We start from the raw sequence: 18,268 nt of genomic DNA, 5'->3' as shown, positions 1-18,268 counted from the left end.
CCTTATATGTGATATTTTTCCCGAAAAACCTTTAAATTTTTACAAAATTTGCTATAATACTAAATTGGTTAAGTCTTTTGGACTACTACTTTTATCATGTGAAGGGAGCGACAAAATGAACTATTGTACAGAATGCGGCAATCCTTTAAAGGTACATCATCAATTTTGTATAAATTGTGGTGCAAAACAGGTTTTGCTTGATCAGTCACAAAGCGAACAGTCACCAAATGAACCATCACATCTCAATGAAACACATGCTGAAAATTCAGCGACTGAACAGCCTTCAAACAATCAGGTGCCATCCGGACAGCAAGAACAAACACGGTCTTCTGTAAAACAAGCTGCAGCAGCAACAAACCGCAAGCCTATGAAAAAAAGCACAAAAATCATAATAGCATCCGCAGCTTCTTTATTTGTTCTTCTATTCGGGGTACATTTAGGTTTATCATCCTATTTTGACCCGATGAAAGATTTGAAAGCAATGGACCAGGCTATTGCATCCGGAAATGTGAACGAGTTTATGGGATACATAGATTTTGACAATGAAGCTTTGTTGAACAAACAGGAGTATTTCCAATACATTAAGGAATATGAATGGGAATCTGCTAAAAGGCAATACAATGAAATCATTCAGGCGGAGGACCCACTAACAGGCAATATCCGTAATATTGATGGCAACCCGCTGTTTACAGTACAGCCGCAGGAGCACTTATTTGGCTTATATACAACTTATAAACTGTCAGCGGAGCCAGCCACACTCACTTTGAACACAACAATGGATAAGACCGAAGTTAGGATTGGCGACGCATCAAAAACCATCAATGCCGACGCACCAATAGAATTTTCACTCTATCCTGGTACATATGAAATCAATGGAATAGCCAGCAATATGTATGGCGAATTTACCTACGAAGATTCCATCGAGATTCGAACGAAGGAAGAAGGTGAGTTGAATCTTGAATTCAGAGGAAGAACATACTCCCTAAGTTCGAACCAGTCAGAAGCAGTATTATTTGTTGATGGGGAAGATACCGGATTAAAGTTGAGGGAAATAGATTCGCTCGGACCTTTCCCTGAAGATAGTAACATAACCATGCATGCAGAATGGACAGCGCCTAACGGAGATGTCATCAAATCCGAAACAGTTACACAGAATGACTCCCGTCTCTTTGGCGGTATCCCTTTTACTTTCGATCAGACGGAGATACGGGAAGCAATAGAATCACAAGTTGCATCATCTGAAACGTCAGGTTCTGACGCCGGTGATACTGTGCTTGCATTTCGTGATGCATATGAAAAGGCACTCAACCAGAAAGATTTCAGTCTGATTGAATCCTTCATGAAAAAAGGCAGTGATGCTGAAGATGGATTAAAAGAATATATTGGTGACTTAAAAGATACCGATTATAACTATGATTTCACATCAAATGAAGTGTTGGATGTGGAAGAAGTTGATGATAAAACGGTTAAAGTTACAACGAATGAAAAGTTTACATTTACCAATCACCAGGATGAACAAATTGATTATGACAGAGAAAAGACTTACACAGTGAGCATGGTGGATGAAGAATATAAAATCAGCTTAATCGAATATGACGATACAAATCGGGACAAGCAATAATCACAAGGAGGAATTTAGATGTTAGTATGTCCAAACTGTAACAGTAAACAAGAATCGGGGAAATTTTGCGGTGTATGTGGAGGAACGCTTGAATCAATGGAGAATGCCGGCAGCACTGCCCGGGAAAATCCAACTGGTACAGACGCAAATGAGCAAACGGCAGCCGCTGTGACAGCACAACCGCAAGCACAACAAACAACTGAAAAAATTAAGAATGGTGTAAGTCAATATGGTACCTATTTTTTAGATCTATTAAAGAATCCAACCACGGCTTTCAGGACAAATGAAAACCATTTTATAAACGGTCTCATAACGCTAATTTTATATGCAATCACATTCTCACTAAGTCTTTATTTTCTGGCTAATTCCCTATACAAATCATTAATGGGAGGGTTTGGTGATGTTGCAGGAGCAGGGTCATCCATCCCGTTTTTCGCATTGAATTCCCGCCTGGTGTTTTTTATAGCCATTCTGGCAGCTGTTTCATTTGCAGGTGCTCTGGCAATGATCAAGGTTGCAAAAAATCAGGAAAACACCAAAACATTAATAACGAATTTTGGTTCCTTAGTTGTTCCGTTCACTGCAATTAATACGTTGGCAGTATTAACAGGAATTGCTGGTACTGTGAAACTGACACTAATATTACTTGGCGTATCCTTAATTCTATTAACATTGTTCATCCCGGTATTATTTGTCTTTGAAAAAGCAACCAAGGTCAGTCAGAATGACCAAAACATTTACTTTAGCATGGCAACTGTTTTAATTATAGTTATTGTTGATCTTTTCATTGTCCGATCTGTCATGTCAGGCTTGTTGGAGGACTTGGAAAATATGATAGGAATGTTTTAAAAGAAATCATTATAAATGAACCACTTAATGAACATAGGCCCTTTTTTGAGATAGGGCTTATGTTTTTTTATGAAATGTTTGGAAAGTTTTACTTTTATCACCTTTTATTTGATACTTACCGTCCGTTCAATAAGACATTTTTTATCAAAATATGAATATGGTGCCAATAAAAAAGAATCTACTAAAAAATTTGTAGAATCATGCTATAATGTAAGTACTATAATAAATAAGGAGGGTATGAAAAAAATGGCGAATAAAAAAATCTTCATGTCGGTAACGGCAAGCGCTGTAATTGCATCAGCATTTATTGGTGCTGAGGACACTGAGGCTGCATCGTATAAGGTAAAAAGCGGTGACTCACTGTGGAAAATTGCTCAGAAGTATAATGTCAGTGTCGGTCAGCTAAAATCATGGAACGATTTGTCGGGCAACATTATTTTTCCGAATCAGGTAATCGAAACATCAAAATCTACTACTACATCCAATTCTAAATCTACCAACAAATCATCTCCATCGAAAGGTAAACCTACATACATCGTTAAGCGTGGTGATACATTAAGCAGTATCGCCTCAAAGCATAATATTTCTTTATCTGACTTGATGAAATGGAATAATTTGAACTCGACATTGATTTATCCAGGGAATGTGTTTGTTGTATCGAAGGATGGGGTATCGACTGGTTCTGATGCCAACAATGAATCTTCCAACACAAACCCGTTACCGGATAAGGATGTTGCCTCGGCAAAGGTCTACACAGTTAAATCCGGTGACACACTGTCTGGAATCGCGTCCCGTAATGGTGTAAGCGTTGCCGATTTAAAGAAGTGGAACGAATTGAAGTCTGACTTGATTTTGATTGGACAGAAGTTGAACATCGGTTCCAGTGCGTCTGGCGGTGATTCCGCTTCATCTGGTGACGGTGCCCCGGCCGCTGATGTCAATTACAATGTTAAGAAGTTAATTAGTGTTTCAAAGAGTTTGGAAGGAGTCGGCTATGCATGGGGCGGTAAAACGCCGGAAGGATTCGACTGCAGCGGATTCATTTACTACACCTATACTGAGGCAGGCAAGGACTTAAGCCGCTTATCAAGCTCAGGCTACTACAACCGCTCATTCTATGTAAACAAACCGCAAGTAGGCGATCTTGTATTTTTCGAGAATACGTATAAGCGTGGAATCTCCCATATGGGAATCTATCTTGGAGATAATCAGTTTATCCATGCAAGTTCTAATGGAGTGCAGATATCGAGTTTGGACAGTTCTTATTGGAGTAAGCATTTTGATGGGTATAAGCGGTTTTATTAATGTTGATTAAGTGCTCCGGACGTGGCCGGAGCGCTTTGTTTTTTTGGAGTAAGAGGATAGCCGAAAATTTTCCTTACATTAAGACTGAACTCGCGCTACAAGCATCCGGATACGCGCGGTATCAGCATTAACTCGCGCAATAAAGGCGGAACTCGCTCAATAACCGTCCGAACTCGCGTAATATTAACATAAACTTGCGCGATAAAAGCTTAACTCGTACAACTAGTACCCAATAATTAGTCCGACACACTACTTTTCAACGACATCCTTAATTCACTTTTTTTTCTTCCATCTTTTCTTCTTTTTGATTGCTGACTTTTTAATTTTCAATGTGCGTAATCTGCGCGGTAATTTCTCTTTTTGGGCTCCCATATACATTTCAGCGAACGGATAGAATGACTCCGTTTCATCTGGAATAATGTTTACTTTCATATCAACATAATTTTTTTGAATTTCTTTCAGTTTACCCGCCGCTTCCAGTTCTTCTTTTGTAGGCAGGAATGGGATTTCGCCATTTGAAAACTGGTAAATATGAAATAAATCAACTAAGCCAATGGCAATCAATTCACGCAATTTTTCCGGAGTCACTAATGGATACTCACTGGCACCCAGCAGCAGCTGTTTATAATGGTAAGCAGCTTTTTTGAACTCGCCAATTTGAAATAAATATCCCCCAAGTGTATAGTGAGACTCTATTTGTTTAGGATTGATTTTTATGGAATGCTCATAGACACATGCTGCCAGTTCAGGCCGGTTTCCCTTGTCATATAAATTCCCCAGGCGGTTCCAAATAAAGGCATTGGTTGGATCTTCCTTTAGTTGATTTAAAAGATGAACTTCACCATCTGAGCTGAATAAATGCCAGCTCCCGTCATATAATTGACTTTCTCCAATTTGAAACCTATCATCCATCTCACCTGTAGATTTTGCTAAGATTCCAGCTGTGGGAGCCATCAAAAATTGTGTCGGCATTTCCCAATTACCTGCATCATTACAATGTTTGCAGCGAAAATACCCTATAGTTTGAATTTTACTCTCGGGATTGTCGGTCATTACTTTTTCATTGTGATTATAAATCATCAAGCCAACATCATACTTCCCTTTACGCCCGCAACTATTGCACTTGATCATGAATGGATTTAACTGTTGAGTCAATTGCGGATTAATTTGCGCACCCGGCATTTCAGTCACCCCTCGAATTAAATCTTGTTCTATTGTACTAGGATATTTGGTGTAAGTATAGTTCGACTTTGTAATTTATAACAGGACGATTCTCTGTTGTGTTTGAGGCTGTCTACCGAGATTTTGATAATCTATCCCGAGGTCAAATGTCTGTTGCGCGTTTAAAGTTGGTTATCGCGCGTGTTCGGGTGCTTGCCGCGCGTGTTAAAGCTGATACCGCGTGAGTCAAGGTGCCTATTGCGCGTGTTAAAGCTGATATCACGCGAGTTTGGATGCTTGCCGCACGAGTTTTGTTTTTTTCGCGCGAGTCTGAGGGTATGTCGCGCGAGTTTACTCCACTTATACCCTGCTATGCTATATGCAGTTGCACACAAAAATCGCACCTTTTCCAATTCCTCCATGAAAAAGCGCATGAGTGTGATTCATGCGCTTTTTCCGAATACTTCACAGCCCGATATTTTTCGCAATTGTCCCCTTCAATTTCATTTGTGGGAGGTTAGCAATTCCATGTAGCCATAGCTCGACAGCTGTCTTTTTATGCTGAACATTTTGCTGTAAGTTACGTTCAACTACTAGTTGTGGAATGGGGAGAAATAGAAATCCCCATCAAAAGAAGTATAATTTGTTGAAGCGCTTTTTTAGTGTAGGTATTGAAGTAGTTATTTCATGCCCATTGTAGTCTTCATACGATGGATATCGACTTTGTTTGCCCAAGTATCTTCGCGCACAAGCTCCAATTTTATGGAATGATCATCCAGCGCCTCATTTAAAGAGCTGAATTCCTTTGCATTTGAAATTTTCATACCATCGATTTCTGCTCTTAGGTATTCTTGTCCGGACTGTAGAGCACGCAAAATTTGTCCATGCTCTTTTAATGTTTCACCTTGCATTTCCAATTTTTGCTCAAAGTTGTCCATCCGTCCATCCATTCCATCAAGGCGCTTATCCATGCTGTCAAAACGCTTGTCCATTCCGTCGAGGCGATTGTCTATGCCGTCGAACCGCTTGTCCATCCCGTCAAGACGCTTGTCTATGCCACCGATTCTTTCAGTAATTGACTCGAGCATCCCGATAATCTTATCTTCTTTTTCCACCTGATTCACCTCCCTTCATTTATTATCAAGTATAACATAATTCCTTGCTGATAATGTCGATTTTTTGAAGAGGCATTTAACATAAGTCTGGCAAAACTTTAAGTTAATGCAGATATTTAATTCCTAATTACGTAACAATAGTTAAGTAAAAAACATTATGCAATATTTAATTTAAATTTGAAGGAAGATTTTCGGCTGCCGCCGAAAATCAACATTATTTGTGAATTAGTGTTCCTGCTTATTGTGCGAGGTTTGAGGTTTGGTGCGCGAGTTTAGCTTTTATTGCGCGTTTTAATGTTGATTTTGCGCGAGTTCGGCTGCTTATTGCGCGTATTGAAATGGATTTCGCGCGAATTAAGGCAGATTTCGCGCGAGTTAAGACAGTTTCCTCGCGAACTATAATACTTATCGCAGTCCATATTTTGGAATCCAACGCTTATATTCTTTTTGATAGATCAAGTCACTGCCCCTCAGCAGCCTTGTTGCTGTACTTCGGGATGTTAAGCCTAACCAACGCATGCATTCTTTGTTTGTTATATATGGTTTTATCAACAGCAGATAATCAGAAATAGCCTTAAGATGTGCATTGCGTGATTTGCAGCTGCAATTTTTGCAAATCCATCCATCGTACACCCGCTTCATACCCAGCACATTGCACGCTGGACATATGACTCCGGGAGACAAATCTGATGGTTTAATACCAAATTCTCCCATGATATCCAAATCAAAAACACCGCAGGCATTCAAAACCATTTTACCTATTTTTCTATCATTTATATTTTCTCCGATTAGTTGTTGTTCTTTTCCCATAATCATAGTTGGAATTCGTGCGCCATGAGCAACCGTCTGCCCTACTGCCTCCGCGTCACCGATTACTTTTATGATGGTTGAGGGTTCACTAATTGCAACAAGGGAGTGGATAGGGATGTTGGGAAGGTTGTGTTGGGCGAGCCAATTCTGAAGGTGGAATTTTTGATTCATTACTTGGGTAATTGGGTTATCATTTCCTGCTTCCACCTTTCCATCATTGCGGGTCATTTGATTGAGGTTTGTGTCGAAGGTAATTGTGCCGCTCAGATTTTTCGAGTCAACAACGTGGATAGCATGCTTTGAAGCGAGTAGTGAATCAATTTGCACATTTTTCCCATTCACCCGCAAGTAAACATCCTGAATAATCGTATGTGTTCCGGCCAAATACTCCAAAAAATAATCAACCTCCAATTCCCCATCGTACCCCTTTTGTCTGGATGCAGCGTCTTTTTTCATCTTTGATAAACGCGGGAATCGGGATGACAGCCGCGGTATCGCTGCATCCAGCTTTTTCAGCGGCAATGGCTTGTCACGTTTTTTTATAATCATGTTCAATTCTCCTTTTATATACGTATTAGGCCTATAATATACCGTATTATCACATCTGAAAAATTGGTAAAATTCGTTTTTAAAGCAGTAAATTCATATCGGAATATGAATTTACTGAACACAACTGAATAATTTTGAATAAGTATTTGTGTATAAAATTTAATTTAACCATTTTGGAAGGAATACTCATATTTTATTTTCATCTTATTGCGCATATTACACTAATTACCGCGCAAGCTCAGATCTTATTGCGCGACTTGCAACTGTTATTGCGCGTCTTCCGACCTTATCGCGCGACTCACACTCGTAGAGCAGCAACCTGTCTATACAACGCTCATTTTTCATGTTGCTTCTTCGATATTTTGCATTGCTATGCGGCCCACTCAATCAGGCTGCTACTCACTCGTTTCGATCTATATTACCATCCGCTTCTGATTAGCCTCCTCAATAAACCTGATTATCGCTAAAGTCTCTTCTTCCGGAACAAGGTTAACTCCGGTTTCAAAAAAATCAACTACCTGCTCAAGTAAACACGCATAGTAAGGCTTCTCATCCTTGTAAACAGGTAAATGAACAGTGTGATCTTTATAATGAAGCATAGCCTCAAATTTTCCATGCCAGTTATGATCACCGCGAATTATTCCGAAGCGGCCATCATCAAATTCGATGGATATTACGTCATAACTTTCATTTCCGTGTACATGAATTTGTTTATAATTTGGTCCGGTAATGGCAAATAGCATTTCAAGCATATGGATTCCATACCAGAAATAGTAAGGCATTTTTTCAATAAACGGGAGTGGTCCTGATAGATATATGCCTTGAGCTTGTTCGGATGTTTTTGCCAGCTGGGTTTGAAGTGATTTTGCATATCGTAATGAGGAAGAACTCATTACCGGTGAATTATGCCGCTTACTTAATGAATAGATTTCTTTTGCATCTTTTTCAGACATTGCCAGAGGTTTATCAATGAAAACAGGTTTTCCGTAAGATACGATTCTTTTAAATAAATCCAGGTGTGTTCTTCCATCTACTGCAGTAATCATGATGGCATCAGCTTTTTCTGCTACTCCCTCCACAGAATCTGTAATTTCTACACTATACTCATTTTGCAATATAGAAGTATATTCCTCTACTCTGTTTATACTTAAATCCAGGTCATAAGAAGGGAATGGACACCCTATTGTTACTTTTGCACTTCCAAAATGATACTTTTTTTCATGAAGTAATTTGGTAAATATCTCAACGTGGGAAGTATCGAGACCAATCATTCCTATTTTTAAAGTCATTCCTCAGTCACCTCTCAAAAGCATTTTATATACTTGCCTTGGCCGTCCTTTAGTTTGCAGTTTTTCGATTCCTACGATTTCAACAATGTTGGCATCCAACCAGGACAGTAAGATTCGATGGGCGCTTCTTGTTGTGACACCCAGGGATGAAGCTAGTTCCTGCGCTGTGAAGGTGTCAATTTTCTGGCGGGCTAAAAATGAAACGATTTTTCTTAGATAATAGGGCGATATGGATGTATCTTCCATCTTTTCAAGCAGTTCTTTATCTGTAATATTTAGTGGATAGGTTAGGTGTGCTTCATTTTCGACTGGACCGATAACGCTGCGATCTTCTTTTACAATAAAGCACTTTCCTCCCCCATAATCAATTGCCTGGGTGAGAGCCATACGAGCATGATTCCCCGCTCCATTTGCAGTAAGTCCAAAGCCGATACCTACCGAAATACGCAGCTGTTGCTGTTTTTTCATGTCTGCGATGAGCGGAAAAAATTTGTACCCTTGTGTTACACGTTCAAACGTTCCTCTGGTCGTTACAAACATATATTCATTTCCATTTAAAACGGTTAAGTAGCCCTCTAAAATTTCAACAAAATCCAGAATTGTTGTCTGAACATCCAAATTGAGCCGTTGGATATGCTGTTCTGAAGTGATTTGTCGTTTCAACTGATCAAAATTCTCGATATACACGATGCCAAATACGATTTGAGACTCAAGCTTTTTTCGCTGTTCTGTTGCCAGCAGTGCGCGCTCCAATGTCACGATAATATCTTCTTCAGTAGGAACAATCCATTGATTAGGTATTCCTTTTTCGGTTAATGCTTCTGAAACGATTTTCAGTCCGGTAAAGGCGCAATCAGTTTTATTTAAGTTATATTCCGATTCATGAAAATCTATAATCTCTTCTGTTTTGGCCAATGATAGTCTGGAATCATAATGAATACTGGTTATCGACTCATCCAGCTCGTAATTGAGGTGATTAATTTCGTGCTGGGATAGTGTGTCGATGGATATGGTCGAAAAATAGCCAAGGTTCTTTTGAAGTTTGTAAAATGCCCTATACAAAGAAGCTCCCTTAATTGGAATAAAGTGTGCAGGGACCCTTCCGGAAATATGTTCCTTTGAAATCGAGTAAGGTATATAACCGGAATACAGAAGCACGTCACACTTATCCCTCAGCTCATCAGTAAAAACTGGTGCATCGTAAATATTATCAGAAGTTTTATAGATTGGTTCGAAATTCGGAAACCGTTTAATGGATTGTTCAATTCGTTCATTAATCCATGTGGGTCCAATTATGCCAATTTTGATCACCGAGGAACATCTCCTTAATAGGTAAAAGAGAAACACTCATTAAATAAAGTGTTTCCTCATTTTACTTTTATTCTATCCCACTTCCATCATAAGTCAAAGCCACTTATCAAGGTTCTTCTGTACAAAAGTATCATCATTTAAATGCGGATACGATTGATAGACGCGATCAATTTCTGCAGCCTGGCCCGGACTTAATTTTTCTTTTTCAAGCAAGCACCAGTTACCCTGTAAAAGTCCTTGTCGCGCCAATACTTCGTTGATCCCAGCAATACAGCCTCTGAAACTGTTTGCCGCATCAAAAAAGGCGGCATTTGCGTCCGTTACTTGATGGGACAACGCAAAAAGTTTGGAAAAATCACCATTTTCCCTGCGTGTTTGTTTAATCCGTTTGAATTGTTCAACTGCCTTTTCTGTCCAGACTGCCCAGTGGCCTAAAAGTCCGCCAACAATTTCCTTCTTCATTGTTTTGCCATTAACTTCTACTTCATAAGTCGTTAATAAATCAATAACTATATTATCGTCGTTGCCGGTATAGAGAGCGATTTGATCACTTCTGCTGGAATGACAAACTGCTCTGACAACATCAAACGTTTTATAGCGGTCAAACGGTGCCATTTTAATTGCATGAACATTTGGTATTTCAGCAAATTGCCTCCAAAATTCAAAACTTAATGTCCTTCCACCAACTGCAGGCTGCAAGTAAAAACCAAAAATAGGTATTACTTCTGCAACCTGTTTGGAATGCTGCAATAGTTCATCTTCTGACAAATGATTAAGTCCGCCGAAGCTGAGGAGACCGAGATCATATCCTAAATCCCTTGCGATTTCTGCTTCACGTTTTGCCTGTTCGGCAGGACCACAAATTCCGGCAATCTTAATAAAAGGATGATCCAAATCTCTTTTGTCCACCTCTTCAGCCGCAAGTTTTAAAATCTTTTCAAAGAGGTTGAACTCTGGATTTCTGATTTCGAATTGTGTCGTATGAACACCAACAGCGACCCCGCCGGCACCTGCATCCATATAATAATTCGTTAATGCACGTTGTCTTGCCTCATCCAAATTCTTTTCCTCTGTCAAGGCAAGCGGATGTGCAGGGATTACCGTGCCTTCAAAAAGCAAGTCTTTAATATCCTGTTGTAACATTTAAAACGCTCCTTGTCTTTCCTGGAAATGTGTTGGTTTATCAATAATTTCTCCATCATGTTTAAGCCATTCAGCAGTCCATTCAATCATTTGTTGCAGGGGAACACTTGGATATCCAAATAATTTGTGTGCTTTTCCCGAGTTATTAAGCATTGCTTTCGGCGCCTCCTCGTTTACAAAGGAAACTGACTTATTAAAATGTCTGCCAAATTCCTCTGCAAGAAAACGAACAGAAGCAGTTTCCGGTCCTGTTATATTTAAAATAGAAGGATCCGTACTGCAATGAAGCAGCGACCGAATAGCATACTCGCTTGCATCCCCCTGCCAAATAACATTTACATGACCTGTTGTCAGATCTACCGGCTTATCCTGGTATACCTGTTTGGCTATTTCCAGTAACACGCCATACCGCATGTCAATTGCATAATTCAGCCGGAATAAGAGAATTGGCGTATCATTTTTCCTGGAAAAGTAAGTGAAAACACGCTCCCTTCCCAGACAGGATTGCGCATACTCCCCAATCGGATTCGTTGGAGTGTGTTCCGTGCTTGCACCCTTCGTCACATCAACGAACGGGTAAATATTGCCCGATGAAAATATAATGATATTAGCATCCTGAAATTTCTCTGCAACCCTTCCCGGCAGATAAGCATTCATTGCCCATGTAACGTGTTCATTTCCCATCGTGCCAAACTTCTTACCAGCCATATAGATGACGTTTTCAACATTTGGTAATGCCTGCAGTTCCTTATCATTTAAAAGATCGGCCGCAATCGTTTCAATACCGGATGATTCCAGGTCACTCTTCAGAGAGCCAGATGAAAAACGGGAAACCCCAATAACTTTTTTATCCACACCTGCTTCATCAATTGCCCGCCTGGCCTGTTTTGCCAACGACGGCCCCATTTTTCCGCCTACACCAAGAATCATTATGTCACCGGGAATTTTTTTTACATCATTTATTAAACGGGGTGAAGGTTTTGTCATTATTTCATCGAGATCTTCTATTGTTTGCATATAATCACCTCATTAGATTTATAGAAAGATATTTTTTACGTTATTAAATGCTAAAAGAATTAATACAATTAACCCAGCTATTGCAATAATATTTTTTAATAATGTATTTTTTAGATCGCCCATAATTTTTTTATCGTTTGCCACAACTAAAAGTGCAATCGCGATAAATGGAACGGCAACAATGGTAATTGCCTGTGCAAAAATAATCAGATTTACTGGAGCCCCTCCAAAAATAATTGCAATAATAGAGCCAAACAACATAACCGCTATAATGGCCAATTTAACTTTTTTATTCTTTAATTTACTTCCGAAACCAACACCGTCAGATAACATTGCTCCACCGATCGTCGCGTTCCCCATTAATGAAGAAAATGCTGCTCCAAAAAGTCCGAGCATGAATATGGTTGTTGCCCATGTACCAAACAATGGCTCCAATGCCAGTCCCATATCAGCTACGGAGTTAATCTCGATTCCTGCCGGTTTTAGTACTGCTGCAGCTGCAATCATTACTAGAAAGGAAATGAACCCAAGTAAAAAGATTCCTAAGTAGGATTCTTTCATCCCCTCTTTGGCATATGCTTTATTCCAACCTTTTTCCTGAACAAGGTATGACTGATAACTTGCCCCTACTATGGAGAAACAAGTAGCAGTATAACCTATAATTAATCCTAGTGATCCTGCAGGTATAGACGGCACAAGACCACCCGCGATTGACCCTATTGATGGTTTGGCCAGAAAAACAGTTATTAAGAAAGAAACCAGCATAAGAGCGACAAGGCCTAACATTACTTTTTCGAGGACACTGTAAAAGTCTTTAGAAAATAACAGTAATGCCCCGGCTATCGTAAAAGCAATAACCCAAAATGCAGGAGTGCCTCCAACGATTGCCGATGCCGCAACCCCAATACCAATGGAGTTACCTGCCTGGAACGAAGCAGTTACCAGAAAAGCACCAATACCAATTAGAACTGCTCCCCATGTTCCCCATTTTTGCTTAATCACTTGAATAAAACTTACATCGGATGCTATTCCGATTCTCGTACTCATTTCCGTGTAAATCATCATAAAGATTATTGTGACAACAAAAATCCATACCAACTGATTCCCAAAAACAGTACCAATTGTGGATGATAGTGTTAAACTACCAGGCCCCAATACAAGTGCTGAAGTGATAAGAGCGGGACCCAAGTATTTGAAAATACTCTTTTTGCCACCGCCTTTGTTACCGCTTTCAAAATTAGATGAATGCTCATTAACCGTTTGCGATTCCATGAAAATCCCTCCCAATTATTAAAGTTAGAATATTTACTAAATTAATTATATCGAAGGAAGGATTTAAAGAAAACGTCTTAAATGTGTCTTTAAATGGTGGAAGTTGAGTCTGTTTCTTTTAGAAATAAAGAAACAAAGGCGCAAGCGCCCGGCTAGCGACTGATTGTCCCCCGCGCCCGCGGGTGTGCCGGAGTTGCCACGCTTAGTGGTTCCCATTCGTCAGATGCTTGTGAGGGATGACCGGCCGACGCAGCATACAATCCGCGATTCGGTAATAATCAGGCGGACATATTTTCCGTTATATTTAACATTTAAGTGAATTTCAGCCTGTTACTGGCATATTTTCCGCTATCCAGCAAAAAGCATATGAAATCAGGCCGATTTTTGGTAGCGGAAAATATGTCCGCGAATACTGCTAAAACAGTGACTTTGGGGTAATTAACGGAAAATATGTCCGCTTCGTCATCTACAGTCAGAGCAATAGCCTGATTCCCGTCATCATGTCCAAGAACTGACTTATCGTACGGTGGTGAAGAAAGTTTACTACAGCTTTAGCGCTGGAGCCGGACGCGACCTTTTAAGGATATTAAGTTATTCACAGCTCACAAATTTTATAATTTCCTGGTAGACTATAATAAAACAGACCAGCCGCAACTGATCTGTCTCCAATAACTCTATTAAACTTGCATATTCTCCACTATAGTCGAAATCCCCATTCCACCAGCAATGCACAATGTAACCAGGCCATATTTTTTACCCGTACGTTCCATTTCATGAAGCAATTTTGTCATTAAGATAGCTCCTGTTGCTCCAATTGGATGTCCCATGGCAATGGCACCGCCGTTCGGGTTTACTATTTTGCGATCCAATCCGAGTTCATTAATGCACGCTATGGATTGCGCTGCAAAGGCTTCATTCAACTCAACAATTTCAATATCATCAATTGATAAATCTGTTTGTTTTAACGCTTTTCGTGTTGCGTGGACAGGTCCCATTCCCATTAGTTTAGGGTCGACACCAGCGGCAGCCTGTGCCAGGATTCGTGCCTTGGGCTGATAACCTCGGTTCACTGCCTCATCTTCTGACATAACCAGCAAGGCAGACGCTCCGTCGTTTCGGCCGCTTGCATTACCCGCAGTAACATTACCGCCTTCCTTGAATACAGGTTTTAATTTCGCCAGTTTTTCAAGACTTGTTTCACGCGGGTGCTCATCGACTTTAAATTCAATCTCACTTTTTCGTGTTTTTACAGTATAAGGTGCGATTTCCTTTTCAAAATAACCCTTTTCAATAGCGTTTTTCGTCTTTTCCTGACTACCCATCGCGAATTCATCTTGTTCCTCACGTAAAACTCCAAATTTTTCTGCGACATTTTCCGCTGTCAGTCCCATGTTCAGATTTCCATATTTTTCATATGGCTGCGACCCCGGCTGACTTGCTGTATTTGGATCCTTCAACGCAACATCACCTGATTTAACACCGAACCGTACGCCGCTGACATAATAAGGTGCTGTACTCATTGATTCGGTACCACCCGCAATGATAATATCGCTTAACCCGAGCTGAATTTGCTGGGCTGCTGAGTTAATTGACTGGAGACCGGAACCGCACTGCCGGTGCAGCGTATACCCGGGAACTTCTGCTGGAATTCCTGCTCGTAACATTGAAACGCGGGCAACATTTGATGCATCCGAGCTTTGTTTTGCCTGACCAAAAATAACTTCATCAACAGTACTTTTGTCCAGATTAGTCCGCCCAGCGAGCTCTTCGATTACATGTGATCCAAGATAATCCGCCGTTTCATTCCCCAATGTTCCACCGAGCTTCCCGATGGCTGTACGGACAGAATCAACAATTACTGCTTGTTTCAAGTCATCATCCCCTGTTTATTCAAGTTTGTTATTAACTATATGTTAAAGCTACTTCAAAATCCGCATCCGTTTTCTCCCGGATCTCTTCAATTGTCGCTCCCGGCATAATATCAACCAGTTTCAATTTCCTATCAACAACTTCAAATACCGCCAGCTCTGTCAGGATCATATCAACACTCCGGGTTGACGTGATTGGATACGTACATTCTTTCAAAATTTTACTGGAACCATCTTTTGATGTATGGCTCATCGTTACAATCACTTTTTTGGCGCCGACAAGTAAGTCCATTGCACCTCCGACACCCATAATGTTTTTGCCGGGAACAGCCCAATTGGCAATAACGCCCCGCTGATCCACCTGAAGTGCACCTAAAATTGCGACATCCACATGACCGCCACGAATCATTGCAAACGAATCAGAACTATTAAAGTAGGATGCTCCCACAGCTTCACCGACAGGTAATTTACCTGCATTCACCAGATTTGGGTCCATATCTTCCATCTTCACATCTGTGACACCAAGCAAGCCGTTTTCCGTATGAAGATAGATCTCGTCGTCGTCCATATATTCCGGTATCAGAGTCGGTATTCCGATCCCCAAATTGACCGTTAACGGACCCTTCAATTCTTTTGCTGCCCGCTTGGCAATCATATGCTGCATTTCTTTTTTGTCTAATTTAGCCGTCATTTTGTTACTACACCATCCTTTGTCAGGATTTGCTGCGCTTCAATAATCATATCAACGTATAGATGAGAAGTGACGATCGCTTCCGGATCCAGTTCGCCCGGTTCGACAATTTCATCAACTTCAACAATTACCGTTTTTGCCGCAGTAGCCATCAGCGGATTGAAGTTACGGGCTGTCTTATAATAAACTACATTGCCCAATGTATCTGCCTTGTGTGCACGAATCAGTGCCACATCGCCGCGGATTGGCTTTTCCAAAACATATCGGACTCCATCAATTTCGCGTTCTTCCTTGCCTTTTGCCAGATCTGTACCGACTGCGGTTGTCGTGTAATAGCCGCCAAGTCCAGCACCACCGGCCCGCAGTGACTCAGCCATTGTTCCCTGTGGCTTTAACTCAAGTTCGATTTCACCTTTCTGATATTTATCACCAACATCACGATTACTCGTAAAATAGGAGCCAATCCCTTTTTTAATTTTGTTCTGATTTAATAGAATCCCTAGTCCTTTTCCGGATTCACCAAGGTTGTTGCTGACAATTGTCAGGTCAAACACATCTCTTTTAGTCAGCTCATCAATTAAGGTGAGTGGGGCACCAATTAATCCAAAGCCCCCAACCAGAACGGTATCTCCGTTTTTGACACAGGATAAAGCTTCTTGAACGTCATGTTTAATTTTTTGCATGCCTTCTCCCCCGTTACATTCATTATTTTGCCTGTTTTAAAGTGTCACTGATTTCAAACCATGCGGGAATTCCCGCTGTTAGAATGCAATTATAGCCAAGGTCTGCCAGTTCTTCTTCCTTAACACCAACTTCGCGTGCCTTTTCAATCCATGGCACTGCCTCTTCACCTTTTAGTTCAACGATATAACTGCCAACCATATTCAGATGCTTCTGTTGTGATGAAACGTGTCCATCACTAAGAATTCTTTCCTGTATCTGGCTTTCATCACCTGATTTCACAGCTGCAAACACAGTTTCTATAAAACTGGTATCATAATTATGCAGCCAGTCAAGAATTACCAGGAAAATGTCTTCATCAATTTCAAGTTTTTGATCAGGCAGCTCAACCTTGACGCCTTTTAGTTCCAGAGCGTACTTGATGGCTTCCAGACTCACGCTAAGTGCTTCCGTACCTTTATATAAATATGCCGTCAAAAAATATTCCACCAGCTCTGGTACACCCAGCCCATGATCGACTGTACCTTTCGTATGATAAACCATACTGCGTGAATACAACCGAGCGGCATTCATGCTGGCAATCAGCACATCCTTTTCTTTCCGCGTCAGGACCGGGCCATCCCCCATAATTTGTCCACGTATCCCAGTATATTGATCAAGCACTTCAGGACTGTAATCATGCATTTTCTGCACCCATCCCGGTACCTGATCATAAACTTGTTTAAAATATTCCAGACCAGTACTCATGAATCCACCCGCCTTTCCAGAAACGACTCTATTTCACTATTAATGTCATCTCGTTTTTCAAAGACCATTGTATAGTGATTGCAATCAGAAATAACCGTTTCCAGCTGTTCGGTATATTTTTTTGTTTTGTCGTAATCGCTCAGATAAAATAACGGCGGCATTGAACCAATATCGCTTTCTGCATAGACGAGCAACACCGGGCAGCTTATTTGAGCGCAGATTTCTTCCGGATTAAATGTGTAAAAACTTTCAAAATCTGCTTCTATTGCTGTCTGTTCCGATTTATTTTCCCAATGGTCTCCTACTGTATCTACCTCATATTCAACTGCATCCTGTAAAGTTTCATTCCAGGTGATTCCCAGATTCGAATAAGTCCCTTTTATTTCTTCCACATAATGTTCCTTCGAGTTGTATTCTTTACTCAGCCTCCCAAGGGACGGCTTCACGATATCCTGCTGATGCTCAGACATTTCTGCAGCACCATCCAGTAATATGACGCCTTTGACAGAATCTAGCTTACTGGCGACAATCGCTGAAATAAAAGCCCCCATCGAATGACCCATTAAAATCGGGTTATCAATTTCCATAGCATTAATAAGCCCAATGATGTCGTCTGCATGCTTAAAAATGGATGGATCCGCATCAAGTGCATCACTGTTTCCCCGGCCGCGCAAATCCACGGAAATAAAACGGTATTCCCCTTTAAATCTTTCAGCATAATAATGCATGTTTTTGTGCGTTCCAGTTAACCCATGAATCGCAATGATTGGACCTTTTTTGCCAGGATAGTCAACAACTTGAATCGTTTTTCCATTGATTTCTTTCTTGTAAGACTCCAT

At 40.6% G+C, this 18,268-nt stretch carries 16 protein-coding genes; 3 read left to right on the top strand and 13 right to left on the bottom strand.

Annotation, left to right across the window (positions count from 1 at the left end; all coding sequences use genetic code 11):
• Nucleotides 1-115: 115 nt before the first annotated feature.
• The 3 genes from G6R02_RS02985 (at nt 116) to G6R02_RS02975 (ending at nt 3,775) form a co-directional block, all read left to right on the top strand.
• A complete protein-coding gene (locus G6R02_RS02985) occupies nt 116-1,621 on the top strand; it encodes a TcaA NTF2-like domain-containing protein (RefSeq protein WP_164667771.1) in 1,506 nt (501 codons plus the stop codon).
• 18 nt (nt 1,622-1,639) lie between these two features.
• Nucleotides 1,640-2,470 carry a hypothetical protein gene (locus G6R02_RS02980; protein ID WP_164667770.1) on the top strand — a complete coding sequence of 277 codons (831 nt, stop codon included), beginning with the start codon at nt 1,640-1,642 and terminating at the stop codon, nt 2,468-2,470.
• 246 nt (nt 2,471-2,716) lie between these two features.
• The gene (locus G6R02_RS02975) at nt 2,717-3,775 is read left to right on the top strand and encodes a C40 family peptidase (RefSeq protein WP_164667769.1); all 1,059 of its coding nucleotides are present in this window, start codon (nt 2,717-2,719) and stop codon (nt 3,773-3,775) included.
• 273 nt (nt 3,776-4,048) lie between these two features.
• Here G6R02_RS02975 and G6R02_RS02970 read toward each other — a convergent pair whose 3' ends face one another.
• The 13 genes from G6R02_RS02970 to G6R02_RS02910 all read right to left on the bottom strand — a co-directional run bounded on the left by G6R02_RS02970 (nt 4,049) and on the right by G6R02_RS02910 (nt 18,268).
• Nucleotides 4,049-4,957, bottom strand: coding sequence for a tetratricopeptide repeat protein (locus G6R02_RS02970; protein ID WP_164667768.1), 909 nt, complete (start codon nt 4,955-4,957; stop codon nt 4,049-4,051).
• Between the two features lie 659 nt (nt 4,958-5,616).
• A complete protein-coding gene (locus G6R02_RS02965) occupies nt 5,617-6,051 on the bottom strand; it encodes a hypothetical protein (protein WP_164667767.1) in 435 nt (144 codons plus the stop codon).
• Between the two features lie 405 nt (nt 6,052-6,456).
• On the bottom strand, nt 6,457-7,410 hold the full coding sequence (locus tag G6R02_RS02960) for a nuclease-related domain-containing protein (protein WP_164667766.1): 954 nt from the start codon (nt 7,408-7,410) through the stop codon (nt 6,457-6,459).
• 413 nt (nt 7,411-7,823) lie between these two features.
• Nucleotides 7,824-8,699 (bottom strand): Gfo/Idh/MocA family protein, encoded by an 876-nt coding sequence (locus G6R02_RS02955; RefSeq protein ID WP_164667765.1) that lies wholly within the window; start codon nt 8,697-8,699, stop codon nt 7,824-7,826.
• Nucleotides 8,700-8,702: 3 nt separating this feature from the next.
• Nucleotides 8,703-10,010 (bottom strand): GGDEF domain-containing protein, encoded by a 1,308-nt coding sequence (locus G6R02_RS02950; RefSeq protein WP_164667764.1) that lies wholly within the window; start codon nt 10,008-10,010, stop codon nt 8,703-8,705.
• 93 nt (nt 10,011-10,103) lie between these two features.
• On the bottom strand, nt 10,104-11,153 hold the full coding sequence (locus G6R02_RS02945) for a dihydrodipicolinate synthase family protein (protein WP_164667763.1): 1,050 nt from the start codon (nt 11,151-11,153) through the stop codon (nt 10,104-10,106).
• Nucleotides 11,154-12,170: an NAD-dependent epimerase/dehydratase family protein gene (locus tag G6R02_RS02940; RefSeq protein ID WP_164667762.1), complete on the bottom strand. Its 1,017-nt coding sequence runs from the start codon at nt 12,168-12,170 to the stop codon at nt 11,154-11,156. It abuts the gene before it with no gap.
• Between the two features lie 18 nt (nt 12,171-12,188).
• Nucleotides 12,189-13,442, bottom strand: a complete 1,254-nt coding sequence (locus G6R02_RS02935) for an Nramp family divalent metal transporter (RefSeq protein ID WP_164667761.1) — start codon at nt 13,440-13,442, stop codon at nt 12,189-12,191.
• Nucleotides 13,443-14,119: 677 nt separating this feature from the next.
• On the bottom strand, nt 14,120-15,313 hold the full coding sequence (locus G6R02_RS02930; protein WP_164667760.1) for a thiolase family protein: 1,194 nt from the start codon (nt 15,311-15,313) through the stop codon (nt 14,120-14,122).
• Between the two features lie 31 nt (nt 15,314-15,344).
• Complete coding sequence (locus tag G6R02_RS02925) at nt 15,345-16,001, bottom strand: 3-oxoacid CoA-transferase subunit B (RefSeq protein WP_164667759.1); 657 nt, start codon at nt 15,999-16,001, stop codon at nt 15,345-15,347.
• Nucleotides 15,998-16,684 carry a CoA transferase subunit A gene (locus G6R02_RS02920; protein WP_164667758.1) on the bottom strand — a complete coding sequence of 229 codons (687 nt, stop codon included), beginning with the start codon at nt 16,682-16,684 and terminating at the stop codon, nt 15,998-16,000. The genes G6R02_RS02925 and G6R02_RS02920 overlap by 4 nt, the downstream gene beginning before the upstream one ends.
• Before the next feature lie 22 nt (nt 16,685-16,706).
• Nucleotides 16,707-17,429 carry a carboxymuconolactone decarboxylase family protein gene (locus G6R02_RS02915; RefSeq protein ID WP_164667757.1) on the bottom strand — a complete coding sequence of 241 codons (723 nt, stop codon included), beginning with the start codon at nt 17,427-17,429 and terminating at the stop codon, nt 16,707-16,709.
• Entirely contained in the window at nt 17,426-18,268 is an 843-nt protein-coding gene (locus G6R02_RS02910; RefSeq protein ID WP_164667756.1) for an alpha/beta fold hydrolase, read from the bottom strand. Before G6R02_RS02910 ends, G6R02_RS02915 begins: the two co-directional genes overlap by 4 nt.

Source organism: Virgibacillus doumboii, assembly GCF_902806455.1.
Classification (GTDB): domain Bacteria; phylum Bacillota; class Bacilli; order Bacillales; family Amphibacillaceae; genus Lentibacillus; species Lentibacillus doumboii.
This window is presented reverse-complemented; position numbering and strand designations above follow the sequence as displayed.

Coding starts and splice junctions, on each gene's coding strand:
- G6R02_RS02915 (WP_164667757.1), bottom strand. CDS start 17,429: ATGAGTACTGGTCTGGAATATTTTAAACAAGTTTATGATCAGGTACCG.
- G6R02_RS02925 (WP_164667759.1), bottom strand. CDS start 16,001: ATGACGGCTAAATTAGACAAAAAAGAAATGCAGCATATGATTGCCAAG.
- G6R02_RS02970 (WP_164667768.1), bottom strand. CDS start 4,957: ATGCCGGGTGCGCAAATTAATCCGCAATTGACTCAACAGTTAAATCCA.
- G6R02_RS02940 (WP_164667762.1), bottom strand. CDS start 12,170: ATGCAAACAATAGAAGATCTCGATGAAATAATGACAAAACCTTCACCC.
- G6R02_RS02910 (WP_164667756.1), bottom strand. CDS start 18,268: ATGGAGTCTTACAAGAAAGAAATCAATGGAAAAACGATTCAAGTTGTT.
- G6R02_RS02945 (WP_164667763.1), bottom strand. CDS start 11,153: ATGTTACAACAGGATATTAAAGACTTGCTTTTTGAAGGCACGGTAATC.
- G6R02_RS02960 (WP_164667766.1), bottom strand. CDS start 7,410: ATGATTATAAAAAAACGTGACAAGCCATTGCCGCTGAAAAAGCTGGAT.
- G6R02_RS02985 (WP_164667771.1), top strand. CDS start 116: ATGAACTATTGTACAGAATGCGGCAATCCTTTAAAGGTACATCATCAA.
- G6R02_RS02975 (WP_164667769.1), top strand. CDS start 2,717: ATGGCGAATAAAAAAATCTTCATGTCGGTAACGGCAAGCGCTGTAATT.
- G6R02_RS02955 (WP_164667765.1), bottom strand. CDS start 8,699: ATGACTTTAAAAATAGGAATGATTGGTCTCGATACTTCCCACGTTGAG.
- G6R02_RS02920 (WP_164667758.1), bottom strand. CDS start 16,684: ATGCAAAAAATTAAACATGACGTTCAAGAAGCTTTATCCTGTGTCAAA.
- G6R02_RS02935 (WP_164667761.1), bottom strand. CDS start 13,442: ATGGAATCGCAAACGGTTAATGAGCATTCATCTAATTTTGAAAGCGGT.
- G6R02_RS02980 (WP_164667770.1), top strand. CDS start 1,640: ATGTTAGTATGTCCAAACTGTAACAGTAAACAAGAATCGGGGAAATTT.